This window comes from Brevibacillus panacihumi W25 (assembly GCF_000503775.1).
GTDB classification, from domain to species: Bacteria; Bacillota; Bacilli; order Brevibacillales; family Brevibacillaceae; genus Brevibacillus; species Brevibacillus panacihumi_A.
Window position 1 is genome coordinate 1464066 of record NZ_KI629782.1, and the last position, 25117, is coordinate 1489182.

Sequence of the window (25117 nt, forward strand, 5' to 3'; positions counted from 1 at the left end):
ACCTTGGAGTTTACTCCAATGTTATAGTTCTAGGCAAGGAGAGTGACTGGATGCGAATAAAAGAATTTGCCCAAAAGTTTCATGTATCAACAGACAGTATACGCTACTATGAAAAAATGGGATTGCTAAAGCCGACTAGAATGGAAAATGGCTACCGGCAATACGATAAAAAGTGTGAGGAAGCCCTTCAATTCGTTCTGGTTTTGAAACGGCTGGGCTTTACCTTGCAGGAAATAGAAAGCTTGCTGCAGCTGCAAGAAAAGCCCGTATCATCTGAATGCAATATCGTTTCGAATGCATTCATGCAGCAAAAAATACATGAGATCTCACAGCATATACTCTTTTATCAGCAAGCCTATCAAGCATTGACACAAGTACAACAATTGATGAACGAAAACAAATATGAAGAAAATAAAGAGGTTATTCAGCAGCTTATTACCGATATGTATGCAGATATCCAAAATGGGGGCATGGCTCATGAAGAATAGGTGGATTATTCAAACGGAAAATGCTGTTTTTTTCGCATTAACGTTCATGATTTACAGTCACTTTGATTTTTCCCTTCTCCTGTTCTTTGGGTTGCTCCTGGTCCCAGATATTACAATGCTTGGCTATCTTGCAAATGCAAAAACCGGCGCCCAAATCTACAATATGGGACATAGTTTAATTCTGCCAACCATCATTCTACTCTCTTATTTCTTGATTCAATCAGATTTCCTATTCATCATTGCGTTGATTTGGTACGCACATATCTTCATGGATCGCGCAATCGGATATGGACTAAAATATTCGCACAGCTTTAAAGAAACGCATTTACAAAAAATATAGTCATCAGGAATACATGAGAGTTGAACGTGCAAGCATCGTACCTGTCGGGTATTTTGTCTGCACGTTTTTTTGCGTGTCTTGACTGTTGCTTGATCGCTGTGAAATAATACTCACAAGTAACATTACTCATTAGTATCTTTTTGGAGTTGAATCTGGTATGACGAAAGAAATAGGCCGGAAAGGAAAAGAAAGCCGGAAACGATTGCTGGATGCAGCCACGGCTGAGTTTGCCGAGCGGGGATTTCATGATGCAAAAGTAAGCGATATCGTGAAAAGGGCGGGTTTGACGCAGCCTTCCTTTTATCTGTACTTCCCCAGCAAAGAAGCGATTTTCGCTGAGATCGTGGACCATTTTCGCTCCCGTCTGCGCGAACTGACACAAGACGCCCGCTTGGAGGCCGGGATCGAAGCCAAGGAAGTTTCAGAACGGATTTATCTCGCAGTGGAAGCCGTATTTCGCTTTCTGGCGGAGGATCCCGCTTTGACGCGCGTCGGTTTTTTTCTGGCCCCTGAGTCCAGTCAGATCAAAGCAGAGCTTGCCGCGATGATCCAGGAGAATTTGCAAGGGGAGCAACAAGCCGGTTATTTCCGCGCCGAGCTGGAGATGCAGACCGTAGCGGAGTGCCTGATCGGAATCATGGAGCGTCTGACCGTCTCCTGCCTGCTGCCGGGACTGCAAGCTCCGAGAGTTCTGGCGCAGCAGGTAGTCAGCCTCTTGCTTCGCGGGATGCTGACCAATGAGCAGCCTTGAGAGAAAAATAGCATTCACAAAAGGAGTGACAGCAGATGCTTGCCCCTGTCCTGCAAGTGGTCTTGGCGGTTTTTCTTCTGATCGGAGGCTTCATCAAGGTCTTTCGTGTTCCCTTTCAAGTGGAGCATTGGCAGCACTATCACTACCCCCTGTGGTTCATGTCTGTAACGGGAGCACTGGAAATCCTCGGGGCCATCGCCATGATTGCGGGCTTGTGGAATCGGCATCTGGCTGCAGGATCGGCGATCTTGTTTGTCTTTTTGATGCTGGGAGCTATCCACGCCCATCTCTTCCGCGCTGAGCAGCCTTTTGCCATGGCCATTCCAGCTAGCATCTGCCTGATTCTTTCCGTATGGGTGATGATTCGAAATGTAGCCTAGTCTTCCGAGTGGCGATGAAATAGCTCCTTTGCCTCTCGATCCCTTCGCTCGACTTCCCCGGTCCGTGTCCACTGAAAAAAGCGATCATCCAGCAATTCGCGCAGGATGATCCGCTTCTCTTCTTCCCCTAGTCCAAGGGAGAGGACCTGCTGCCTCATCTCCCCGAGAAACTGCGTGTAGGACTCGTATTCCGGGCCAATCCATTGCTCTGCCTGGCGGCGCAGCTTTTTCGCCAGCCCGGGATTGGCTCCGCCCGTAGAGATCGCTACCTGCAGATCGCCGCGCTCGACCATAGCCGGGACGATGAAGCTGCACAGGTCGGGCCGGTCGGCAATATTGACCCACTGATGCGGCTGGCACGCCCGATGCACGGCCAGATTGACGGCCGGATCATCCGTAGCAGCGATGATGATCGTCATCTTATGCACATCTTCCGGGTTGAACGTGCGCAGATGCAGCGTCACACTGCCCTCGTCGCTCCATTTTTGGATACCCGGAGTAGAAGTCGGGCTGACGACCGTCACCCTTGCCGCAGCTTTGATCAGGCTGGCGATTTTCCGCTCTGCCACCTTGCCCGCTCCTACGACGAGGCAGCGCTTGTCTGTCAGATTGACGTACATGGGATACAAGCTCATGCCTTACACCTCAACCTGTGCGGCTTCAAACCATCGGATCTTTTCACGCAATTGTACGACCTCACCAACAAGAATAATCGCCGGATTGGTGATCTGCGGGTTATCCGCCAGGCGCTGCTCGATGTCAGCCAGCGTCCCCGTCACGGTCGCTTGCTCCGGGAGCGTCCCCCAGGCAATCACCGCTACAGGTGTCTTGGGATCTTTGCCATGCTCGATCAGTTGTTTGCGAATCATCGGCAGATTGCCAATACCCATGTAAAACGCGACCGTATCGATTCCTTGCGCTAATGCGCGCCACTTTTCCACCGCCTGCTCCGGCTTCTCCTCCCGCAGATGTCCAGTCACGACGGCAAATGAGGAGCCGTATTCCCTGTGCGTGACGGGAATCCCGGCGTAAGCAGGAGCGGCGATGCCAGCGGTCACACCCGGAACGATCTCAAAAGGGATGCCGAACTGCGCGAGGTGCTCGGCTTCCTCCCCGACCCGTCCAAACACGCTGGGATCTCCGCCTTTCAGCCGTACGACGGTCAGGCCGCCCAAAGCTTTTTCCGCCAGCAGCTGGTTGATCGCTTCCTGCCGCATCGTGTGGTTGTCGGGATACTTGCCGCAGTAAATCCGTTCTGCATGGGTCGGCGCGTACTCCAGCAGAGCCGGGTTTGCCAGGCGGTCATACACGACGACATCTGCTTGCTGCAGACATTCCATTCCTTTTACAGTGATCAGCTTCGGGTCGCCGGGACCCGCCCCGACGAGGTATACTTTTCCTGTTTGGCTCATTTTCCACTCACTCCCGCCGATGCGAAGGTAGCCATTTCATGAACCATGCGGCAGGCCGCCTCCAGCACAGGATAGGCCAAGGCAGCCCCTGTTCCCTCTCCCAGCCGCAATTGCAGATCCAGGAGGGGTTCCTTCCCGAGCACGTTCAGCACATAGGCGTGCCCCGGCTCCTGGGAGCGATGTCCGGCGATCAGGAAATCAGCGCTACTTGGGCACAGACGCACAGCCAGCAAAGCCGCCACTGTAGCAATGAAGCCGTCAAGCAAGACAGGGATACGCTTGGAAGCAGCGCCAAGGATCGCTCCTGCCATCGCGCCGATTTCCAAACCTCCTACCTTGGCCAGCACGTCGATTGGCTCCGCTGCGTCCGGACGATGCAAGGCAATTGCTTCTCGCACCACCTGCTTTTTCCGTGCCCAGCCTGCGTCGTCGAGTCCTGTCCCGCGTCCGACGATCTCATCGGGATCAGCCCCGGTCAAGGCAGCCAGAATGGCGCTGCTTGCCGTCGTATTGGCAATCCCCACCTCGCCTACGATCAATACCTTGGCACCCGCTTCGATGATTTCCAACGCCGCTTCGCTGCCGACCTGCAGTGTACGCGCTGCCTCTTCCCTCGACATAGCGGGCTCACGCAGCATGTTGGCGGTTCCTGCCTTGATGCGGCGCCCGATGACGCCAGGTGCTGCCATCTCGTTCGCCACTCCGACATCGACAATTCGCTCCAGCGCGTCAATCTGCCGTGCGAATACGTTGATCCCCGCTCCTCCGTTCGCCATGTTGGCGACCATCTGGACGGTGACCTCCTGCGGATAGGCCGAAACACCTTCGACCGCGACACCGTGATCAGCTGCAAACACGATCACGCCAGGAGGCGTTACGACAGGAAAGCTCTCGCCTGTAATCGCAGCCAGCTCTACCGCCACTTCCTCCAGTCGTCCCAGGCTCCCGAGCGGCTTGGTCAATTGGTCAATATGAAGTCTCGCCTGCGCTGCTGCTTCTGGATTACGAGATCCGATAGCAGGCAGGAAATCTTGTAGTTTCGTCATTTTTTCGGCACCTCGCTTTGCTGAAATTCCTTCATTTTTTCCTCGATTGCGTCAAGTCGGACATGGCGTCTGACCGTATCCGCCAGCAAATCGTAGCCCTGTTCGCGCAAAGCGACGAAAGATGGACGCTCGTGAATCGGCGCAAGCCCTTTTTCCACGCGGAGCTTGTTCAACAATAATGTCCGAAATTCATCATTGTGGAAAAGTCCGTGGAAATACGTGCCGATTCGTTTTTTTTCCGCATCACAGTAGCCGTCCGTCCCATTTTCCAACTGGATAAAAGCCGCGTCATTCTGTTGAAAAACGGAGCGTCCCATATGAATCTCGTAGCCTTCCAGCTCGATATTCTTGCCGGAAAAGCGGGCGGTGCCACGGGACAGAACGGTCGTTTTTCGCTGCTCCAGCGTCGTCACCATCGGGATCAAGCCCAGCCCTTCGAGGGATTGCAGCGGAGATTCCACGCCTGCCGGGTCGTGAATCAACTCTCCGAGCATTTGGTAGCCGCCGCAGATGCCGACCAGCATGCAAGCCCGCTCGCGGTGCAATTGCAGGATTCGCCCGGCAAGACCTGTTTCGCGCAAAAATTGCAGATCCTCCAGCGTGTTTTTGCTCCCGGGCAGCACGATCAGATCCGGCTCTCCCAGCTCCTCCGGACGCGACACATAGCGGACGCGGCAATCCGGCTCCACGAAAAACGGATCGACATCCGTGAAATTCGCGATTCGGGGATAGCGGATCACCGCGATATCCAGCTCCTTGGCTGTCTCCTGCCGTCCCTGATAGCGATGCAGAATCAGCGAGTCCTCGGCATCGATCCACAAATCGGGGATGAACGGAACCACCCCGAGCACCGGAACCCCAGTATACGATTCGAACCAGTCCAGTCCCGGCTGCAAGAGACTGAGATCGCCGCGAAAACGGTTGATGATCACCCCGATGACCCGCTTGCGATCCTCTGGCTCCAGCAGCTGCAAGGTGCCTACAAGGCTGGCAAAAACCCCTCCGCGCTCGATGTCCGCAACCAGGATGACAGGGGCATTGGTCAGACGGGCGACCCGCATGTTGACCAGCTCGCGGTCGTTCAGGTTCACTTCTGCTGGACTCCCCGCCCCTTCGATGACGATCCGCTCGTAGGAATCAACCAGACGCTGGTAGGACTCCTGGATGATTCGCAGCCCCTCGTCAAAAAAATCGCTCCGATAGGCAAGAGCCTTCATATTGGCGTAGGGCTCGCCGTTCACCACGATCTGCGACTCGGCATCCCGCGTCGGTTTGATCAGGATCGGGTTCATGTCTGTCGTGGCTACAATTCCTGCCGCCTCCGCCTGCACGCCTTGCGCTCGCCCGATCTCTTTGCCATCGAGGGTGACATAGGAATTCAAGGCCATGTTCTGCGATTTGAAGGGAGCTGTCTTGTAGCCGTCCTGGGCAAAAATCCGGCAAAAAGCCGTCGCGATGGCGCTTTTCCCCGCATCCGAGCTTGTTCCCTGAATCATCAGCGGCAAGGTCTTAGGCACGTCCTGCCACCTCCAGACAACGCGTGATCCAGCGCTCGACGACAGCCGGATTGGAGCCAAAATGCAGATGCGTATAGCCTGCGACCAGATTGTCCTGCGCAAAGCCCTCCGGCTTCGTGCCGCGCAAGCCCTTGGTTTCGTAGGCGTATGGAAGCTCTTCTTCCTGCGAGCTGGCGAGGGTAGAGTAATGGAACTCATGCCCCTTCGCCTGCTCCTCCGTGCCGAGCAGGAAGTTTTCTTTTGTACCGCGCACTTCCCGATAGCCGAGCGCCGCCAGCTTTTTCTGCATGGTTACGGTGCCCGGGATCAGTCCGACCATGGGGTAGCTTTTGCCCTCCGTCGTGACGATCGCTTCCGTCAGATACATGAAGCCGCCGCACTCCGCCAGCGTCGGCAGACCAGCGCCAATCGCCCGACGAAAGGATGCCAGCACCTCAGTCTGTTGCGAGAGTTCCGCGGCGAATTCTTCGGGAAAGCCGCCGCCGATGTACAAGCCGTCTGCTTCTTGCGGCACGCACTCACCCGCCAGCGGCGAAAAGAAGTGCAGCTTGGCTCCGTAGGCTTCCAACAGCTCCAGATTCTCCGGATAGTAAAAATGAAAGGCCGGGTCTTTCGCCACAGCAATGGTCACTCGGTCAGGAACCGCCTTCTTCGCGAACAAAACAGGCTCGGCATGAAGCGGCTCCGCCTTTGCCAGCTCCCAAATCTGCTCGAGATCGACAGTTTGGGCGATGATCTCCGCCAAGCGGTCAAACAGGGGATTCAGTTCGCCGCGCTCCACGGACGGCACCAATCCCAGATGGCGCTCGGGGATTTCCACATCGCCCTCCCGCTTGAGATAGCCAACGACCGGGATTCCGCACTCCTGCTCGATCGCAGCCTTGACGATCTTGTGATGGCCCTCGCTGCCCACCTTGTTCGCGATAACGCCGACGATCCGTGCAGCAGGGTTGAGCAATTGAAAGCCTTTGACGATGGCAGCCGCGCTGCGGGCCATGCTCTGGCAGTTGACGACCAGCAGCACAGGCGATTCGGTGAGGATGCTGATTTCTGCCGTACTGCCCTTGTCGCTGGTTGCTTCCTTGCCGTCGTACATCCCCATGACGCCCTCGATGACGGAGATATCTGCTCCCTGGCTCCCCCGGACAAAAATCTCCTTCACTGCCTCGTGGGCAAGCATGAAGCTGTCCAGATTGCGTGAGGGTCTTCTGGTGACGGCAGTGTGATAGGTGGGATCGATGTAGTCAGGTCCGCATTTGAAGCCTTGGACCGTATAGCCTTTTTGCTTCAGTGCGGCCATCAGTCCGATGGTGACGGTTGTCTTTCCCGCTCCGCTGCCAGTCCCGGCAATGACCAATCGGCGGTTTCCACTTCTACTCATCCGCGCCCCTCCTCGTGGTAGGGCATCAGACCAACCGAGATCGTGGTATTGCCCGACTTTTTCTTGGTCAGAACCAGCTTGTCGACCCCGGCGTACAGCTTGGCTGCAGGCTCGCTGACGCCATAGGCTCCGGTAAATTTGTACACCGTCTCGGAAGGATCGCTGATTTCCACCTGATTCAATTCCTCCGGCTCATACCAGACGAACGGCCAGCCGTATTTTTCGCAGACGGCGATCAGTCCCGCTTCATCCTTTTTCAGGGCGATCGTCGCCAGGGCTTTGACGCTTTTGATCGAGAATTGCAGCTCGTCCAAGGTTTCCTTGATCACCGCTTCGATCTCTTCGGCAGAGGTCCCCCGGTTGCAGCCCATTCCGAGCACAATCACCTTGGGACGGTAAATCACGCCGTTTTGCAGGATCGGCTGCTCTTCCGGAGTCAAGATGCGGTGTGTCACGACGAGTGCGGCTTGCGGCTCGTCAGCCAGGGCTTCCGAGATCGTTGCGTACTCTTTGATCGAAGGAGGAATCGGTGTCTCATGCATCCACCAGTCCCGCTCTCCCGATTCATTGATGACGGCGACCCGCTCCTCATTCACGACCGAGGCGCTTACCGGGGTCAGCTTTTCGTCGGATTCCCATTCCCAGCCGAAGCGGCGTCCGAACAGGTCGACAGGGATGGTCTTCTGCACATCGGAAGCCGTGGTAATAATCGGACGTGCGCCCATTACTGCGGCTACCTCATGCGCCAGCTCGTTCGCCCCGCCGAGGTGGCCGGACAAGACGCTGATCACATTTTCTCCACGATCATCGATGACGACGATTCCGGGATCTTTCTTTTTATCTTCGAGCAAAGGAGCGATCATCCGCACCACCGCGCCAAGCGAGATAATGATGATCAATCCCTTGTATACGGGCCAGAGAGCAGGAAACAGCATGCGTACACTGTTGGTAAAAAGCTGGATTCCGCGCGCTTCCTCGTCCCCGCGCGCAAATTTGCTCATATAGTAGAGATCCGCACCCGGGAATTTCTGCACCAGATCACGCGCCATCTCTACGCCATGCTTTGTAATGGCGACGACGGCGTAATCGCCGCGTTGCTGGATCTTGGGGATTTCCCCCTCTTTCAGCTCGATGATCATCCTTCTTTCACACCTTTTCTATACCCGTGCGTGAAGGTTTTGTCGTACAGCTTGGAGCGATACTGCTCGCTCTTCTCATGAATATCCGGGTCCAATGCCCAGCCTGCCAGAATCATCGCATGCTTGCGGATGCCGTGCTTGCCCATGTCTGCATCCAGATTCTCCAGTGTCGTGCGGACGATGAGCTGATCCGGCCAGCTTGCCCGCTGGACTACCGCGACCGGTGTATCCTCGCGCCAGCCTGCCTCGATCAGCTCGCGGACCACTTTTTTCGTCAGGGTGGCGCTTAAATAGAGCGCGAGTGTGCAGTGATGCTCCGCCAGTGCTCGCAGATTTTCCCGCTCCGGCACGGGGGTGCGCCCCTCCGCACGCGTCAGGATCAGCGTCTGGGTCAGCTCAGGGATCGTCAGTTCAGCCCCGACAGCGGCTGCTGCTGCAAAAACAGAGCTTACTCCCGGCACGATTTCCACCTCGACGCCTTCTGCTTTCAGCAGCGCGATTTGTTCCATAATGGCCCCATAGACAGATGGATCACCTGTATGTAAACGGACGACTGTTTTCCCTGCACGCAGATGGGTCAGCATCAGCTCGACCATCTCTTCGAGGGCCATGCCGGAGCTTTGCAGCACCTCTGCGTCGGGATTGCCCAGCGCCACCAGTTCTTCATTGACCAACGAATCTGTGTACATGATGACATCTGCCTTTTGCAGCAGCTTCAAGCCTTTTACTGTAATCAAATCGGGGTCGCCCGGACCCGCTCCTACGATGTACAGCTTCATCCCTTTTTCACCACCATCAGCGTAAGATAGCCAAGCTCCGCGCGCTCCAGCTCGCGCATATCTGTCCAGACCATTTCCTCGGACGAAGTCACCTTGGTCGCCACGGCCGCTTTGTCTGCGAGTCCCAGCTCCTTCAGCAGGCCGATGATCATCGGCAAGACCTTGGCGACCTTCAGGAAGATGACGGTATCGTGACTCTCAATCGCTTGACGCATGGCTTCCCGATCCTCAGTAGCCGGAATGATTCCGATCTGCTCATCCCCGTCTGCCAAGGGCAGATTAAAGCGGGCTGCAGCACCGAGAAAGGAAGAGACACCGGGAATCGTGACGATCGACACTTCAGGATGTGCCGCCTGCATGCCGCGCATCATATGGATGAACGTGCTGTAAAACAAGGGGTCGCCCTCAGTGACGAACGCGACGTCCTTCCCGGCGGAAAGCCGTTCCCAGACGATTTCCACCGTATTCGTCCACTCGCGCTCCAAAATCTCCGGATCGCGCGTCATCGGGAACACCAGCCCGAGCATTTCCTTGTCCGGCGCGGGCTTCACGTACATTTCCGCGATCTGGTGCGCGTAGCTTTTGCTGCCCATCCGTTTTTTCGGGTAGGCGATGACCGGCGATTGCTGGAGCAGGCGAAACGCCTTGACCGTGATCAGCTCGGGATCGCCGGGACCTACTCCCAGTCCGTATAGAGTTCCGATCTTACTCATCTGACTTGCCTCCTTCTGTCGTCGGCTCTTTGGCCCATGCGGTAATGATGTAGATCGGGTTCAATGCTTCAAAACGGGTCAGCGACAGGATCGGCTTGCTGCGCGACAGCTGCGCTAGCGTGACCGATGTTTCAAAGCCTTCCGCCGCCAGTGCCTGTGTCGCGTCGTACAGCGTCTCGATAGTCGCTGCATTCACTACGATTCGGCCTCCCGCACGCAGTCGGGTGCAGCAGATGTGCAAAAGCTCTCTTAGTTCGCCGCCGCTTCCGCCGATGAACACCGCATCCGGGTCGGGGAACTGCTCCAAGCCTTGCGGGGCCCGCGCATGAACCACCGTCAGATCCGTGCGAAACTTCGCCATGTTCTGGCGGCAATTCTCCAGATCGTCCGCATTCTTTTCCACGCCGTACACTTCTCCGTCTCGGGCGATGCGCGCTGCTTCGATCGCCACAGAGCCTGTGCAGGTGCCGATGTCCCAGACGATGCTTTTCGTATGTAATTGAAGCTGTGCGATGCTGAGGATGCGCACTTCCCGCTTCGTGATCAAGCCCTTGTCCGGTTTGCGCTGGGAAAACTCCTCGTCCGCGATGCCCAACGGCCAGACCGGGCTTGGACGCCGCTTTTTCAAGATGACGACATTCAGGTCGGAAAAGCGCTGGTCCGCCATCTCCTCCAGGGTGTACCAGCCCGTGCTCTCCTCGGGACTGCCGAGATTTTCCCCGACAAAGGCGTCGTACTCCGTCATCCCGAAAGCAAGCAGATACTTGGCAATGGCGGCTGGCGTATTTTCCTGATCGGTCAGCAAGGCCACCTTTTCCTTGCCGTCGATGCGCTGCGCCAACCCTTTGATGCTGCGTCCGTGCACGCTGGCAAATGCCGCGTCCTGCCACGCCTCGCCCATCTTGGCAAAGGCGAGCTGGATCGAACTCAGATTCGGGTAAATCTCCACGTTTTGCAGCTTCTTCGCAAGCAAGCTGCCGATTCCGTAAAAAAGCGGATCGCCCGAGGCAAGGATAACGGTCTTGCGCGTCTCGGTGCGAAGCTCCTCCACCATAGCGGATAGCCCGCCCTTCAGCACTCTCTTCTCCCCGGTATGCTCGGGAAAAAAGGAGAGATGCCGTTCCCCTCCAATCAAAAGCTCGCATTCCTCAATCCATGTCCGATACAAGGGCAACAAGCTCGTTTGCCCGTCATCCCCGATGCCGATCACCTTCATCGTCTGTGTCATGCAACGTCACCCTTCCCAACAGGGACCCTTTCATCGTAATGATCATCGTCTCGATCTCCATGCCGCCGCCGACTTCCTTCAGGGCGGCCCGGCAGCAATTCTCGCCCATTTTTTCAAAAAAGGCCGGGGTATCTGCCATCAGATCTCCCACCTGTGAGGCAGTGTTGGCCCCTTTGATTTGCTCCACGAGCTCGTCGCCGGCTCCTGCCTCCTCGGCCATCTGCGCGAGAAAGTCGAAATCGACTGGGGCGCTCTTGGAGTGGACCATCATGACGCCCTGCGCCACTTTGGAGAACTTGCCCATCATCCCAACCAGCGTCACTTTTTTCATCTGCTTGCGCTTGCACTGCTGCAGGGCGAAGCCGACAAAATCGCCCATCTCGACGAAGGCTTCCTCCGACAGCTCGGGATACATCTCCATTCCGAAGGACTCGGATTTTCCTCCCGTCGACAAAACGATGTGGTCGCAGCCCGCTTCCTTGGCTACATTGATGGCCTGCGCCACGCTCGCTTTATAGGCAGAAGTGGAAAACGGCACCACGATGCCGCGCGTCCCGAGAATCGAGATGCCGCCGAGAATCCCGAGTCTGCCGTTCAAGGTTTTCTTGGCGATCTCCTCGCCTGCCGGGACCGAGATGACGATCTTGATGCCCCGCTCGATCTCATACTGGTCGAGGATGGCCTGTGCGGTCTCCCGAATCATTTTGCGCGGGACCGGATTGATCGCTGCTTCGCCGATCGGCACCGGAAGCCCCGGCTTGGTCACGCGTCCTACTCCGATACCGCCATCCAGCACAATGCCCGGCTCGTCCAGCCATTCCACGCGGCTTTCGATCAAAGCGCCATGGGTCGCATCTGGGTCGTCTCCGCCGTCTTTGATCGTTCCGGTCACAGCCTTGCGCTCGTCGAACTCGCAACGCTCCATCTGGAAGGTCACGTCCTCGCCAATCGGCAAACGGATCGTGGCTTGCTGTTGCGGCTCCTGCGTAATCAGGGCGACCAGGGCAGCTTTCGTCGCTGCCGTGGCGCAAGCCCCTGTCGTATAGCCGTGACGGAGCGGTTTAGCTTCTTTTTCATCCTTCGCTGCCATCGCCGCCATCCTTACCCCAACCGTTCCGCCAGCAGCGAGATCGCATTCAGGGCAGCCACCGTCACCGGACTGCCGCCTTTGCGCCCGATATTGGTAATAAATGGTATATCCAGCTTCGCCAGCTCTTCCTTGGACTCAGCTGCCGAAACAAAACCGACAGGCATCCCGATAATCAATCCCGGCTTGGCTTCTCCTTCTTTCACCAGACGAATCAGCTCCAGGAGGGCAGTGGGCGCATTGCCGATGCAGAAGATGCCGCCCTCTGCTTCCTTGATCGCCTTGCGCATGGAGATAATGGCGCGCGTCGTGTTGAGGCGTTTTGCTTCTTCCATCACGTCGCGGTCGGAGATATATACTTTCACCTCTCCGCCGTATTTCTCGATCCGGTTTTTGCTGATGCCGACCTGCACCATCTGCACGTCTGCCACGACGATTTTGCCGCTGCGGATCGCGCTGATCCCTGCCTGTACCGCATCCGGGTGAAACACGAGGCTGCGTCCCAGATCGAAGTCCGCCGAGGCGTGAATCACACGCTGCACGACCTTGTACTGCTCCTCGGAAAACGGATGCTCCCCTAGCTCGTCCGTAATGATCTGAAAGCTCATGTCTTCGATTTCCTGCGGCTGCACCGTTAGGGGTTTGAAATCCGTGCGAAAATCCATTGTCATTTTCCTCCTGTCACTTGGTTGAGTTGGTTCAATACGCTGTCATAATCCGAAAACTTTTCTCCGTATTCGATCTTAGGGCGGCCGATGACAATCGTCTCGATGCCCATTTCCAGCGCGGCTTCCACCTTCTCATCGAAAGCGCCGACCTTGCCGCTCTCCTTGGTGATCATCAGCGTGACTTTGTAGTGGTCATAGAGCGCCTTGTTGAGCTCCTTGGAAAATGGACCTTGCATCGCGACGATGTTCTTCTGCGCAAGCCCCAGCTCCTCGCATTTTTGCATATTGTCGAGGCGCGGGAGCATCCGGGCGACCAAGGTCGTATCCGGCAGCCCCAGCAGGCGGTCTGTAAAAATCTTCAGCGTCTTGCTTCCGGTCGTCAGCATGATCACGCCTTTTTTCTCTGCCGCGAGCTCTGCCGCCTGCACGTAATCCTCCACGACGATCAGCTTCTCGCTCCCTGGGGCGGACAGGCTTTCCCGCTCGTAGCGGATATACGGAACTCCCGCCTCCTGTGCCGCTGCCATGGCATTTTTCGAGGCTTCCTCTGCGAATGGATGGGTAGCGTCTACCACGCAGCGAATGCCTTTTTCGGCGATCAGACTGATGAGATCCTGCGCGGTCAATCTTCCCACTTGGACGGGAAGGCCTGCTTCCTCCATACTCTTCGCGGCGCTGTCGGTCACAACGGTACTCAACAGTTCATACCCCGTCTCCTTGATGCGAACCGCCAACTCGCGGGCGTCGCTCGTCCCGGCCAGTACCAGAATCATTTCAGGTCCCTCCTACTTGGTCACATGCTTGTGGTCATGGTCGTGGTGGTGATGGTCGTGGTCGTGGTCGTGGTCATGGTGATGCCCATGATGATGGTGATCGATATGCTCCATCGCGGCCAGTCTGTACTGACAGGTGTCGCAGTTCAGCTTGACCTCGCCGTGCAGCGCTTCCTCCACGCGATCCTTCAAGACTTCTTTCAAAAGCGGATGGAAGCCGAAATACTCCGCCAGGGTGAATTGCGCTTCCGGGTATTGCGCACGGAACTGCTCTAATTGATCCGCCATGCGCTTGATCAACACCCCGGTGAACAGGAAATACGGCAGAACCACCACATGCTTGGCTCCCAGCTTGAGGCAACGCTCGATCCCTTCCTGGTACAGCGGGAACGTCACGCCCATAAAAGCCGTTTCCACCCATTTCGCCTTCCAGCGCTCCCAGAAGAGTCGGGACATTTTGTAAATATCGCTGTTGGCGTCCGCGTCGCTGCTGCCGCGTCCGATGACCAACACCGCCAGATCCTCGTGCTCCTCGCCAGAAGCGAAGCCCGCTTCCTCCATGCGCGTCGCCAGGATGTTCAGCACTTCCTCATGAATGCCGATGGGGCGACCGTAGATGAACTGTACATGCGGATACAGCTCTTTGGCTTCATCAATCGCGGCTGGAATGTGGATTTTGGCGTGTCCCGCCGAGAACAAAATGATCGGGATGACGGCTACGCGGGTCGCTCCTCGTTTGACACAAGCGCTGAGTCCCTGCAGCATATCCGGGCGTTCAAATTCCAAAAAGCATGTCTCGATAATCGGAACATCGATTTCTGGCGCCAATCCGTTTACAAACTGACGAATTTCTTCATTTCCTTCTGGATCTTTACTTCCGTGACCAACGAATAGGACTGCATCCATTTCCATTCCCCCTGCTTTCTTTTAATCGCCGCATGCGGCATTTTCGATCTCAAACTTGGCCGGCTCGCGCCATGTGAAGCCTTCCAGCTCCCCGACTCGTTGGAAAAACTTGTGAAAACGTTCATTCGGGAAGGCTTCTTTTGCAAATCGCGTCACGATTCGCTCGACAAGCGGCACGATCTCTTCTTTGGGGATGCCCTCTGCGACCGGAATGCCGGAGTGGGCGTTTCTTCCCACCGTTTTGGCTCCCAGGAAAAGGTCGAATTTGCCTTTGCGGAAAACGATTCCGATGTCCTCCGTCACTGCCTGGTAGCAGGCCATGCCGCATCCGTTGAAGCCGATGCGCGTCTCTTTCGGCATCTGCTTGCCGCCGAGGATACGTTGTAGCTCCTCCGCATACGGGATGCCGTCTTTTTTCTCGCCGTCGCAAAAATCGCAAGCCTTTACCTGCAGCACATCACCTGTCGGGCTGAGCGTAAGCCCCGCCTCACGCAGGCGTCCTGTCACGCTTTCCGGGTCCGCTGTCGAGACTCGCAAAATCATCTGATGATGCGGTGTATACTCGATTTCGCCCTTCTCCCCCGCCACTTCTGCAAGGACCATCATCTGCTGGGGAGTAATCTTTTTATTGGCGACACCGGGGCTGACCGCGCACTCGAATATCATCTCCGGAACGAAGGATTCTACGGATCGGATGGCTGCGCCTGAAGAAGCTGTCGTATCGACAACCACCCCATTGGCTTCATCCACCATACGCAGTGCCTGCGTCGCCCAATCGAGCGGTGTTGGCGAATGCTCTTGAACGGTCGGGGTTTGCGCCTCGGCAGTCGGCATAGCCAGCGTGGCGACAGCCGTACCCGCTGCAGAAGTCGGCACTGGCTGAGCGGTGGCTGGTTCCTTCGCGGCAGGTGCAGGCGTAGAATACATCGCTCGCGGTGCCTGCTGAATCTCAGCCTTTTCTCCCGATTCTGCCGCTTCCAAAGACCATGGCTCGTTTTCCACCCGAAGACGCTGATGCGGCTTCAATGGCTGTTCGTCCGAGGACAAGGTATATTTGCGCTGATAGCCGCGCGGCGTAATCATTTTGCCATCGTAGACAAATGTAGAGGAGTTCCCGATGATCACCGTCGTCAGCATGCCGATGTCATGCTCCAGCATCTGCGCCAGGGTAGTGACGACGACATGCTCCCGATCACGATAGGCGCTCTTTACGATCCCGACAGGGGTATCTGGCGAGCGGTACTGCAAAAGAATCCGCTGCGCTTCGACGATCTGCCTCGTGCGCCGTCCGCTGCGCGGGTTGTACAGGGCGATGACAAAGTCCGCCATGCCAGCCGCATCGATGCGTCTCGCGATCAGATCCCATGGCGTCAAATGGTCGCTCAGACTGATCGTGCAGGCATCGTGCATGATCGGTGCGCCAAGAATCGCTCCGCAGGAGTTGATCGCCGAAATTCCCGGAATCACTTCCAGCTCGACGCCAGTCGCCTGTTTCCAGCCTTTCTCCACCAGCACCTCGTAGACCAGACCGGCCATGCCGTATACGCCCGCGTCCCCGCTGGAGATGACAGCCACCTTTTTGCCTTCCTCTTCCGCCTGGCGGACGGCTTCCCGCGCACGCGTCACTTCCTCCGTCATCCCGGTACTGACGATCTCCTGATCCGTGAGCAAATCCCGGATCAGATCCACATAGGTGGAGTAGCCGATGATCACATCGCTCTCCTCGATCGCTTCCCGCGCCCGTTTGGTGATATGCTCAAAACTGCCCGGACCAAACCCGATCACAAACAACTTGCCTTTCATACGGATGAACCTCCTCTTTTCCAAAGGTGCTTTTTCTTAGCACGAACTCAACCAAGCCATGCGGCGATTCCCAGACATACCAGAAGGCACAGCAGGGATGCGCCGTACATCAAGCGCACCGTCATGCGTATGTCTTCGGGGCGCAGCGGGCGACGCGCATCCCCCAGTCTGGCACGCTCCGACGGGACGCCCTGGTATGTATTCAATCCGCCCAACTGGACGCCCAAGGCTCCGGCGACAGCCGCTTCCGGCAATCCGCTGTTGGGGCTGGGATGCAAGTGCGCATCCCTGCGGATGATCTGCCAGCTCTGCCGGACATCCAGGCGCAAAAGCCAGCTTGCCGCGAGCAGCAAAAGGGCGGTCAACCTCGCCGGGATATAATTGGCGACGTCGTCGAAACGAGCGGACGCCCAGCCCAGATTTCGGTATTTTTCGTTCTTGTAGCCCAGCATCGAGTCCAGCGTGTTCGTCGCCCGATAGGCCATCGCGAGCGGCGCGCCGCCGATCGCCGCGTAGATGAGCGGAGAGACGATGGCGTCCACGATGTTTTCCGCGACGGTCTCCACTGCGCCGCGGCAAATCTCCGCCTCATCCAGATGCTCGGTATCCCTCCCGACCACCATCGAGAGCGAGCGCCGAGCTGCTGGGATGTCGCCTGCCTGCAAATGGCGCATGATCTCCAGACCCGCATCCGCCAGTCCTTTGGTCGCGATCGTGGTGGAAATCAGCCAGGCTGACAAAGCGAAGGACAGCCATGGCGATACCAGCGCCCCTGCCCAGATGATCAGCCAGACAACTGCGTAGCTCCCGGCTACGATCAGCAGCGGAAACAACACGCCTCCCGCTTTGAGATGCTTTTCTTGTTTGACACAAGTCCGGATCAACCATTCCAGCCGTGAGATCCACCAGCCGATGATTACCACCGGATGCGGGAGACTTCGCGGATCGCCCACGACCCTGTCGATCAAATAGGCGGTCACGAGCACCCACGCCGCTTCATTCATCTGTCATTCTCCCTCTCTTTTACAGAAGGGGCTGATAGGTCCAGCGCTGTCCATCCCACTCCGTCAGCATGGCCGTACCGTGACGCAATCCTTCCACCTGCCAGTAATGGCTCTTGTCCTGCGCCAGCCAGGCAGACTGAAACCAGCGAATCACTCCGCCATGCGTCACGATCACCAGCGCTTCTTCGCCCGCATGCATTTCCACAATCTCTTGCAGCCAGGCATCGACGCGCTCCCCCAGCTGCTGAAGGCTCTCTCCGCCGGGCGGGCTGACGAGCAGGGGATCTTTGTGCCACTTCTTGACCTCTTCTTCATTCTTCTGCACGATTTCGTCGTATGTAAGCAATTCCCACTCCCCGAAGGAAAGCTCCCGCAAAGCAGCGGTCGTCTGCACCGAGCAAGGAAAGCGCGCTGTCAGCAATTCGGCTGTTTGCACGCAACGCTGCAAATCGCTGGCATAGATTTTCGCCGGGTTCAGTTCCAAAGACTGCAACTGTTCTGCCAGCGCGGCGACCTGCTTCCTCCCGTTTTCATGCAGGCCTACATCGGTATGTCCCAGGTATCTCGCCTGCCTGTTCATCTCTGTCTCTCCATGCCGTACCCATAGGCACTTCATCGGCGAACAGCTCCTTTCGCACTTATCTGGAAAATAGGAGCAAGGCCAGAAGCATCGCAGCCTCGCTGCTCTCAATCACCGCTCCATAGCAGTCTCCGTTCAAGCCTCCCAGCTTGCGCGCCACTCCTCGGGAAAAGGCGAGGGCAAACAGTAGAGATGCCAGGATCGCGCCAACTGTCTGCCAGCCACCCAGCCACCAGCCGGCCCCAAGCAATAACAAGTAGGCAACCACAATATGCACTGAAGAAAGACCTTCACTGATTCCCTTGCCAATCCCCTCATCCGCAGACAGATAGGGCCAGTACCGAATCGCCAGCAGGACATGCGTGCGAGCTGCCATCGGAACGAACAGAAGCATCATCCCCCACCACGGATGCGTCAGCTCAGCCAACGCCGCCATTTTCAGCAGCAAGAGCAAGAGAGCCGCCAAAACGCCCATCGCTCCAACCCGGCTGTCCTTCATGATCGCAAGCATTTTTTCTCGGGAGCGGCTGCTTCCGAGGCCATCCGCCAGATCCATCCACCCGTCGAGATGCAGGCCGCCGGTGATGTACACCCAGACGATCAGCGTCAACACGGCTGCGAGCAAAGGGCTGAACAGCCACAGTCCCGCTTGATGTACGCCCCACAAAATCACCCCGATGACCAGACCAACTGCCGGATACCAGGCGACGCTTTTTTTCCACGCTTCCTCGCTGGGACGCAGCCAAGGGACCGGAATGCGCGTGAAAAAAGAAAGGGCATGCCAAAATGCGTTCATCCTTTGATCCTCCAAGGTATTCCTGACCAGACCGCGTAGACCGTATCCGCACGGCGGGCCGTCATCTGATTGACATCACCGAGCACATCGGCAAACCAGCGTCCCAGCCTGCTCATCGCCACCCCGCCAAGTCCGACCTCACTGGTGACCGCGATGACGGTCCGTGATGATGCTGCCACTCCGTCCAGCCACGAAGTCGCTTCTTCATAGACCTCCCGGGTGATGGCCTCGCTTCTCCACTCCGGCTCGGGAACCGCCATCAGCCGATTGCTGACCCAGGTAGAGAGGCAGTCGATCAGGACGACCTCGTATTCCCGCGCTGCCTGGATCGATTCTGACAAGCGCAGAGGAATCTCCACACATCCCCAATCAGCAGGGCGGCGGGATCGGTGCAGCGCTATCCGGCTGCGCATCTCCTCGTCCTTCGCCTCTCCGGTCGCGACATAGAGGACTCGCTTGCCCGTCTCAGCCGCCAGTTCTTCGGCGAAACCGCTTTTTCCCGAACGGACTCCCCCCGTGACCAGAATCAGACTCATCGCTTCCTCCCCCTCTCCTCGCAAACCTCGCGCAAGGCGTCCATCAACTGTTCGTTCTCTTCCCGCTTGCGCACGGCGATGCGGAAGTCTCGCGGGGTCAAGCCCGGATACATGGCGCAGCTGCGGATCAGGATGCCTTTTTTCCCGAGCCCTGTCTGCAGCTCCTGTGCTGTCCAGTCTTTCGAGGTGCGTACGAGCAGAAAGTTCGCTTCGCCCGGCCAAGCCTGCCAGCCCAATTCCTTATGCAAAAAGGCACGCAGATATTCGCGCTCTTCTGCAATCAGCTTGCGCGTCTCCTTCTCGTAGGCGATTTCCTCCAGACAATGCTCCCCGGCAAGTAAAGCCAAGGCATTGACGCTCCAGCTCACCTGCTTCGCCTTCATCCGTGCGATGACATCCGGATGCGCGATGGCATATCCCAGCCTCAGCCCCGGAATCGCGTACATTTTGGTCATCGAGCGCATCAGAATCACTCGAGGGTAATCACCCAATGAATCCTCCAGCGAAAACGCCTTTTTCTCATCTACAAAATCGAGAAAAGCCTCATCCACAACCAGCCAGGTGTTCGTCTCGGCTGTCCAGCCAGCCATACGCTTCAATTCGTCCGCCGTATAGAGGATGCCGGTCGGATTGTTCGGGGACCCGACAAACACCAAATCCGTCTGCTCAAAAAGCTGCCGCAGCTGAGACTCTTCCGCCTTGTAGCCGTTCTCTTCGCGACCGAAGCAGCCGATCACCTGGGCGCCAAACTGCTCCGAAAGTTGTGCGTATTCGGAAAAGCAGGGATAGACCACCCCGACTTTTTCAGGAGCGAGCGCCAACAGCGCTAGCGCCATTGCTTCCGCCGCGCCGTTCGCAGGCAAAAGCCACTCCTCATCCTGCTTCAATCTTTTCCCCAAGGCTTGACGAAACGAGCGATGGGCGGGATCAGGGTAGCGCGTCATTTCATGCAGATGGTTTTGCAGCGCTGTGATGACGGAGGGAGGCGGTCCAAGCGGATTGATATTGGCGCTGTAGTCGAGAAAGCCGTTTTCGGGCATGCCGTAACGCTTGGCTGCCGATACCCAGTCGCCGCCGTGTCCATATTTTTCCAGTACCTCCATCAGAACTCAACCCCCAGCACAGCAGGGATGCCTTCCTCGTAGTAGTGCTTGATCGGCTTCATCTCTGTCACCAGATCAGCCAGATCCATGATTTCCTGCTTGGCGCTGCGCCCGGTGATCACGACATGCATGCGCTCGGGCCGCTTTTGCAAGGTGTCCATCACATCATCCAGCGGGAGCACATCGTCAATCGGGAATTTTTCGATGGCAAGCGCGTTGTTTAATTCATCGAGGATCACCATGTCGTAGGCATCTGACAAGAGCTTTTCTTTGGCAAAGCGCCACGCTTCAGCCAGCGCTACCCGATGCTCCTCGGGTGTTTTCGTCCAGGTAAAGCCGATCCCTTTTTGCACGATCTCGATCCCCAGGCGGTCAAAGACGATCTTTTCGCCATAGGTCCGCTCCGGCGATTTGATAAATTGGATCATCAATACCTTTTTGCCCCTTCCGGTCGCCCGTACCGCAAGCCCCAAAGCTGCTGTCGTTTTTCCCTTGCCGTCACCCGTATAGACCAAAAGCAACCCGCGTTTGCTGGCTTGCTGGTTCATCATCATCCCTCCTGAAATAGAAAAACGCTTTGTTCTCCTTCTATAGAAAAAGGAAAACAAAGCGCGGATAGCATACCATCACAATCCTCACCTCTTCCTTTGACCCGAAGGAAATCAGTGCAACACAAAAACAGGCAGGTCTCCTGGCTCAAGAATCATCGCCTTTCTTCTCCTTCCCACCCTGACCGGGCAGTGGATGGCATCGCGCCGTGAAGAAAAAGCTCCTCTCATACAGTGGCGGGACCGCGTTGGCTTTTCACCAAACTTCCCTTTTAACCTTGCTTATCCGAATGTCTCGCTCGCATAAACAAGGACCTGTTTGTCAATCGTATTCATTTTTCCAGCTGACAAGTACTTGTACTAATCATAGCAAATGCTGGTGGGGATTCAAGCAAAAGCTGCAAACGGGTCAATGGAATGCTCAGCTTTTTACTCGACAGCCAGATGACAGCGGGATTGGTGGGTAGCAGATAGCGGATAGGCGTCGGGTGTGGCAGATCTGCATTTCTCCATGCGCTGGGAGCAGCGTGCGTAAAAGTGGCACCCTTCCTTTGATTCAAACGGATTCGGCGGATCGCCCTCCAATGGCGTGCGCTCCTGCTTTGTTCCCGGCTGAATTCTCGGGACGGCGGACAGCAAGGCTTGGGTATACGGATGGGCAGGCTGTTCGAATACTTCCTCCGTCCGTCCGATCTCGACGATGCGCCCCAGGTACATCACAGCCACTCGATCCGAGATGTACTTCACGACGGACAAATCATGAGAAATAAAGATCATGGTCAGTTGCAGCTCGTTTTGCAAATCCTCCAGCAGATTCAGGATTTGCGCCTGAACCGACACATCCAGCGCGCTAACGGGTTCATCTGCGATCAGCAGCTTGGGCTTGACGGCGATGGCTCTGGCAATGGCGATGCGCTGCCGTTGACCTCCGCTGAATGCTTTGGGGTATTTGTTCGCGTCGCTGGGCAAGAGACCGACCTTCACGAGCAAGTAGTCGATATACTCGTCCGTCTCTTTCTCCGACGTGCAGATGCCGTGAAAACGAATCGCTTCGCTCAGCATCTCCTTCACCGTCATTTTTGGATTCAGGGATGAATAGGGGTCCTGAAAAACCATCTGCATATCCTTGTACAGATGCCGCAGCTTTCCTGGGCTTTCATGCGTAATGTCATGGCCCAAAAAAGAGATGGTGCCTTCTGTGGGTTCATAAAGTCTCATCAGGGTGCGGCAAAGCGTCGTTTTTCCGCAGCCGCTCTCCCCTACCAGCCCTAGTGTTTCGCCTTCCTTTACCTCCAGCGAGACATCGTTCACGGCGTACAGCTTCGGATTGTTTTTGCGAAAAACGCGATCCAGCCATGTCTCTTTGCGCTGATAGATTTTATGCAGCCCCTCTACCTTCAAGATCGAAGTCAAAAGCCACACATCCTTTCATGATGGACACAGGCTGACCAATGGCCTGGACTAACCTCTTGCAGTCGGGTTTTTTCGGCATCGGCGCATTCCTCGGTTGCAAGCGAACAGCGCTCCCGAAAAGGACAGCCTGCGAGGGGCTGATTCATCCTCGGCAGCGAGCCCGGGATTCCTTCCAGCCGACCCGTCGAATCAAGCTGCGGAACGGAGCGGATCAGCCCTTTTGTGTACATGTTTTTCGGTGCGGCAAACAGTTGTTCCACGCTCGCGATTTCCATTACCTTGCCCGCGTACAGGACGACGACGCGATCGCACATCTCCGCCACTATGCCCAGATTATGCGTGACCAGCAAGATCCCCATGCCTAGCTCTCGCTGAAGCTGCTTCAACAAGCGGAGCACCTGATCCTGTACCGTCACGTCGAGGGCCGTGGTCGGTTCATCTGCCAGCAGCAGCTTGGGGTTGCAGGAGATCGCCAGCGCAATCATCACCCTTTGTCTCATGCCTCCGCTCAATTCATGCGGATATTGAGAGACGCGTTTTTCAGGAGATGGAATTCCTACCTGCTGCAAAAGCTTGATCGCTCTCTCCCACGCTTCTTTTTTGCTCATCTTTTGGTGGGTTCGCAGGGTATCCACGATCTGATCTCCCACCCGATAGACCGGATCCAGCGAGCTCGTCGGGTCTTGCAAGATCATCCCGATTTGCTTGCCGCGCACCTGCTGCCATTCTTGCTTCGGCAAAGTGAGCAGATCTCGTCCTTCAAACTGAACGCTTCCCTTCACCGTCTTGCTTTTGGTCCCAGGCAGCAAATTCAGAATGGAGCGGCATGTCATGCTCTTGCCGCTTCCGCTCTCTCCGACGAGTCCGATAGTTTCCCCTTGTCTGACGTCAAACGAAACACTGTTGACGGCATAGACGGATCGTTCTTTCAGCTCCAGGACGATCTCCAGATCTTTGACTTCCAAAAGTGGATCCATCTTCATCACTCCTGTACTCCACGTTCTAGGACAGCTCCTTCACATCTCCCAAAAGAAGAATGGCTAGCAGGACGGGCATCGCCTTGCGGATATCATCCGTGTGGAAGCGGATGGTTCTCCCCCCGACCAGCGTCATCCCCGGCAGAAAGCTGACCAGATGGGCAGAACTGGTGTATTTGAATTCCATGTCGATTTCATAATGATCCAGCGCTTTGACGGGCTTGACCTGCTGCCTGTTGCGCACAGCTTCGATGGCTTTTTCCCGAATCATCTGCTGGCTGACCGCAGGATGCAGGCAGCGCGCCGTGAACATGCCGATGGCCTGCTTGACCGCTACGGTGTGGACGCCCTCTATCTCCTGTTTTACCTCCAACGCTGTTTGACTGTCGCCCGTAACCAGCACCACTGGGACTCCGAATGCTCCGGCAATCGCGGCATTGATTCCGGCTTCGCCAATTTCCCGGCCGTTGATCGTGATGCGCTGCACGGCTTTATTGTTCAGCGTGTGGTTGAGAATGGCTTGATTGGTCCCTGCCATGCAGTGGTAGCCAATGAAAAAGGCCATGTCGAACGACTCGTCGATCCCTTCCATCATCAACAGAGGCTTCACAAAGCCGCGGATCACTTCCGCTTTGGGATGCAGGCGGTCTACGATCAGATTGCGCATGGTGTCATGGGAATCGTTGACGACGACCTCTGTGACTCCCGCCTCCAGCGCCCCTTCGATCGCAGCGTTCACATCGTCAGTCATCAAGGTGCGAAAATAGTCATAGTCGCTGGTTCCCTTATCGACATCATCCCAGTCCGTAACGCCGGAGATGCCTTCCATATCCACGGAAATAAACAATTTCATCTGTTTTTCCCCCATTTTTATTGGCTTTCAATTTTTTCCGCGAGGCCATCACCCAAAAGGCTAAAGCCCAAGCCCGTGACGATGATGCCCAGACCGGGAATCGTCGCAATCCACCAGGCATTGATAATGAAATTTCTTCCCTCCGCAATCATGGCTCCCCATTCGGGGGTAGGCGGCTGAACGCCCAAGCCCAAAAAGCTCAGCGAAGCCCCGAGCAAGATGCACAGCACCACATCCGACATGGCGAACACCAAAGCGGATGAGATGACGTTGGGCAAAATATGCCGGAATAAAATGCGCCCGTGCCCATACCCCATCCCTCTCGCGGCCAGGATATACTCCTGCTGCTTGATGACCAGGACCTCTGCTCTGACGATGCGTGCATAGGCGCTCCACCCTACCAGGGCAATCGCCAGGTACAGATTGAACAAGCCCGTTCCCAGAATGGAAATGATTGCGATAATCAGGACGATAAAAGGAAAGCTGATCACGATATCGACCAGCCGCATCATGACGGAATCAAACCAGCCGCCAAAATATCCGGACAGCAGGCCGATCAGCGACCCCAGCAGCAAAGGCGTGATCACCGAAAAAACGCCGATCTGCAAATCGATACGGGCTGCGTACAGCATCCTTGTAAAAATATCTCTCCCAAAATTATCTGTGCCGAACCAATACTCGCTTCCAGGCGGTTGAAAGGCCTGGGACAAGTCATTTTTCACCGGATCATAGGGTGTCAGAAGGGGTGCGCAGATGGATGCCAGCAGGACCAAAAGAATGATCAGCAGCCCGAGCGTAATCTTGGCATTGACGGGCAGTCTTCGGACGAAATCAGGCAGAACCCTTCTGGGGTAGGGTTTCGTAACAGTTGTTTGTATGTGGGACATCGCTTTTCA

General features: G+C 56.3%; 28 protein-coding genes and 1 riboswitch. Of the genes, 4 read left to right on the forward strand and 24 right to left on the reverse strand.

Annotation, left to right across the window (positions count from 1 at the left end):
* Positions 1–50 precede the first annotated feature (50 nt).
* The 4 genes from T458_RS36325 (at position 51) to T458_RS36340 (ending at position 1959) form a co-directional block, all read left to right on the forward strand.
* Positions 51–488 carry a MerR family transcriptional regulator gene (locus T458_RS36325; protein WP_023555941.1) on the forward strand — a complete coding sequence of 146 codons (438 nt, stop codon included), beginning with the start codon at positions 51–53 and terminating at the stop codon, positions 486–488.
* Entirely contained in the window at positions 478–828 is a 351-nt protein-coding gene (locus T458_RS36330) for a DUF4260 domain-containing protein (RefSeq protein WP_023555942.1), read from the forward strand. The genes T458_RS36325 and T458_RS36330 overlap by 11 nt, the downstream gene beginning before the upstream one ends.
* 157 nt (positions 829–985) lie before the next feature.
* Entirely contained in the window at positions 986–1579 is a 594-nt protein-coding gene (locus tag T458_RS36335) for a TetR/AcrR family transcriptional regulator (protein ID WP_023555943.1), read from the forward strand.
* Positions 1580–1614: 35 nt separating this feature from the next.
* Positions 1615–1959, forward strand: a complete 345-nt coding sequence (locus tag T458_RS36340; RefSeq protein WP_023555944.1) for a DoxX family protein — start codon at positions 1615–1617, stop codon at positions 1957–1959.
* On the opposite strand, the gene T458_RS36345 is transcribed toward T458_RS36340, so the two are convergent.
* From T458_RS36345 to T458_RS36460, 24 genes are all read right to left on the reverse strand, one after another.
* On the reverse strand, positions 1956–2594 hold the full coding sequence (locus T458_RS36345) for a precorrin-2 dehydrogenase/sirohydrochlorin ferrochelatase family protein (RefSeq protein ID WP_023555945.1): 639 nt from the start codon (positions 2592–2594) through the stop codon (positions 1956–1958). The two genes, T458_RS36340 and T458_RS36345, sit on opposite strands and share 4 nt — an antisense overlap.
* 3 nt (positions 2595–2597) lie before the next feature.
* Positions 2598–3371 (reverse strand): uroporphyrinogen-III C-methyltransferase, encoded by a 774-nt coding sequence (cobA, locus tag T458_RS36350; protein WP_023555946.1) that lies wholly within the window; start codon positions 3369–3371, stop codon positions 2598–2600.
* Entirely contained in the window at positions 3368–4417 is a 1050-nt protein-coding gene (cobT, locus tag T458_RS36355) for a nicotinate-nucleotide--dimethylbenzimidazole phosphoribosyltransferase (RefSeq protein ID WP_023555947.1), read from the reverse strand. Before cobT ends, cobA begins: the two co-directional genes overlap by 4 nt.
* Positions 4414–5934, reverse strand: coding sequence for a cobyric acid synthase (locus T458_RS36360; RefSeq protein WP_023555948.1), 1521 nt, complete (start codon positions 5932–5934; stop codon positions 4414–4416). Before T458_RS36360 ends, cobT begins: the two co-directional genes overlap by 4 nt.
* Positions 5927–7315: a cobyrinic acid a,c-diamide synthase CobB gene (locus T458_RS36365; RefSeq protein ID WP_023555949.1), complete on the reverse strand. Its 1389-nt coding sequence runs from the start codon at positions 7313–7315 to the stop codon at positions 5927–5929. The genes T458_RS36360 and T458_RS36365 overlap by 8 nt, the downstream gene beginning before the upstream one ends.
* Positions 7312–8454, reverse strand: coding sequence for a cobalt-precorrin 5A hydrolase (locus tag T458_RS36370; protein WP_023555950.1), 1143 nt, complete (start codon positions 8452–8454; stop codon positions 7312–7314). Before T458_RS36370 ends, T458_RS36365 begins: the two co-directional genes overlap by 4 nt.
* Positions 8451–9233 (reverse strand): precorrin-4 C(11)-methyltransferase, encoded by a 783-nt coding sequence (gene cobM, locus T458_RS36375; RefSeq protein WP_023555951.1) that lies wholly within the window; start codon positions 9231–9233, stop codon positions 8451–8453. The genes T458_RS36370 and cobM overlap by 4 nt, the downstream gene beginning before the upstream one ends.
* The gene (cobI, locus tag T458_RS36380) at positions 9230–9946 is read right to left on the reverse strand and encodes a precorrin-2 C(20)-methyltransferase (protein ID WP_023555952.1); all 717 of its coding nucleotides are present in this window, start codon (positions 9944–9946) and stop codon (positions 9230–9232) included. The genes cobM and cobI overlap by 4 nt, the downstream gene beginning before the upstream one ends.
* The gene (cbiE, locus tag T458_RS36385; protein WP_023555953.1) at positions 9939–11174 is read right to left on the reverse strand and encodes a precorrin-6y C5,15-methyltransferase (decarboxylating) subunit CbiE; all 1236 of its coding nucleotides are present in this window, start codon (positions 11172–11174) and stop codon (positions 9939–9941) included. The genes cobI and cbiE overlap by 8 nt, the downstream gene beginning before the upstream one ends.
* Entirely contained in the window at positions 11137–12273 is a 1137-nt protein-coding gene (locus tag T458_RS36390; protein ID WP_031305520.1) for a cobalt-precorrin-5B (C(1))-methyltransferase, read from the reverse strand. The genes cbiE and T458_RS36390 overlap by 38 nt, the downstream gene beginning before the upstream one ends.
* A 2-nt stretch (positions 12274–12275) precedes the next feature.
* Positions 12276–12926 carry a precorrin-8X methylmutase gene (locus tag T458_RS36395; RefSeq protein WP_023555955.1) on the reverse strand — a complete coding sequence of 217 codons (651 nt, stop codon included), beginning with the start codon at positions 12924–12926 and terminating at the stop codon, positions 12276–12278.
* A gap of 2 nt (positions 12927–12928) precedes the next feature.
* Entirely contained in the window at positions 12929–13702 is a 774-nt protein-coding gene (gene cobK, locus T458_RS36400) for a precorrin-6A reductase (protein ID WP_023555956.1), read from the reverse strand.
* A 12-nt stretch (positions 13703–13714) separates the two neighbouring features.
* Positions 13715–14608, reverse strand: coding sequence for a sirohydrochlorin chelatase (locus T458_RS36405; protein WP_023555957.1), 894 nt, complete (start codon positions 14606–14608; stop codon positions 13715–13717).
* A gap of 21 nt (positions 14609–14629) precedes the next feature.
* The gene (cobJ, locus tag T458_RS36410; RefSeq protein WP_023555958.1) at positions 14630–16411 is read right to left on the reverse strand and encodes a precorrin-3B C(17)-methyltransferase; all 1782 of its coding nucleotides are present in this window, start codon (positions 16409–16411) and stop codon (positions 14630–14632) included.
* A 47-nt stretch (positions 16412–16458) separates the two neighbouring features.
* Positions 16459–17415, reverse strand: coding sequence for an adenosylcobinamide-phosphate synthase CbiB (gene cbiB / locus T458_RS36415; protein WP_023555959.1), 957 nt, complete (start codon positions 17413–17415; stop codon positions 16459–16461).
* 19 nt (positions 17416–17434) lie between these two features.
* Positions 17435–18031 (reverse strand): alpha-ribazole phosphatase, encoded by a 597-nt coding sequence (gene cobC / locus T458_RS36420; RefSeq protein WP_023555960.1) that lies wholly within the window; start codon positions 18029–18031, stop codon positions 17435–17437.
* Positions 18032–18053: 22 nt separating this feature from the next.
* On the reverse strand, positions 18054–18791 hold the full coding sequence (gene cobS, locus T458_RS36425) for an adenosylcobinamide-GDP ribazoletransferase (RefSeq protein WP_023555961.1): 738 nt from the start codon (positions 18789–18791) through the stop codon (positions 18054–18056).
* Positions 18788–19327 carry a bifunctional adenosylcobinamide kinase/adenosylcobinamide-phosphate guanylyltransferase gene (cobU, locus tag T458_RS36430; RefSeq protein WP_023555962.1) on the reverse strand — a complete coding sequence of 180 codons (540 nt, stop codon included), beginning with the start codon at positions 19325–19327 and terminating at the stop codon, positions 18788–18790. The genes cobS and cobU overlap by 4 nt, the downstream gene beginning before the upstream one ends.
* Positions 19324–20430 carry a threonine-phosphate decarboxylase CobD gene (gene cobD / locus T458_RS36435; RefSeq protein WP_023555963.1) on the reverse strand — a complete coding sequence of 369 codons (1107 nt, stop codon included), beginning with the start codon at positions 20428–20430 and terminating at the stop codon, positions 19324–19326. Before cobD ends, cobU begins: the two co-directional genes overlap by 4 nt.
* Positions 20430–21038, reverse strand: coding sequence for a cob(I)yrinic acid a,c-diamide adenosyltransferase (gene cobO, locus T458_RS36440; RefSeq protein WP_290367266.1), 609 nt, complete (start codon positions 21036–21038; stop codon positions 20430–20432). Before cobO ends, cobD begins: the two co-directional genes overlap by 1 nt.
* A 56-nt stretch (positions 21039–21094) precedes the next feature.
* Positions 21095–21312: riboswitch (cobalamin riboswitch) on the reverse strand.
* 95 nt (positions 21313–21407) lie between these two features.
* Positions 21408–22400: an ABC transporter ATP-binding protein gene (locus T458_RS36445; protein ID WP_144083813.1), complete on the reverse strand. Its 993-nt coding sequence runs from the start codon at positions 22398–22400 to the stop codon at positions 21408–21410.
* Positions 22388–23368, reverse strand: a complete 981-nt coding sequence (locus T458_RS36450) for an ABC transporter ATP-binding protein (protein ID WP_023555966.1) — start codon at positions 23366–23368, stop codon at positions 22388–22390. Before T458_RS36450 ends, T458_RS36445 begins: the two co-directional genes overlap by 13 nt.
* Before the next feature lie 25 nt (positions 23369–23393).
* Complete coding sequence (locus T458_RS36455) at positions 23394–24221, reverse strand: M55 family metallopeptidase (protein ID WP_023555967.1); 828 nt, start codon at positions 24219–24221, stop codon at positions 23394–23396.
* A gap of 17 nt (positions 24222–24238) precedes the next feature.
* Positions 24239–25108: an ABC transporter permease gene (locus T458_RS36460; RefSeq protein WP_023555968.1), complete on the reverse strand. Its 870-nt coding sequence runs from the start codon at positions 25106–25108 to the stop codon at positions 24239–24241.
* Positions 25109–25117 lie beyond the last annotated feature (9 nt).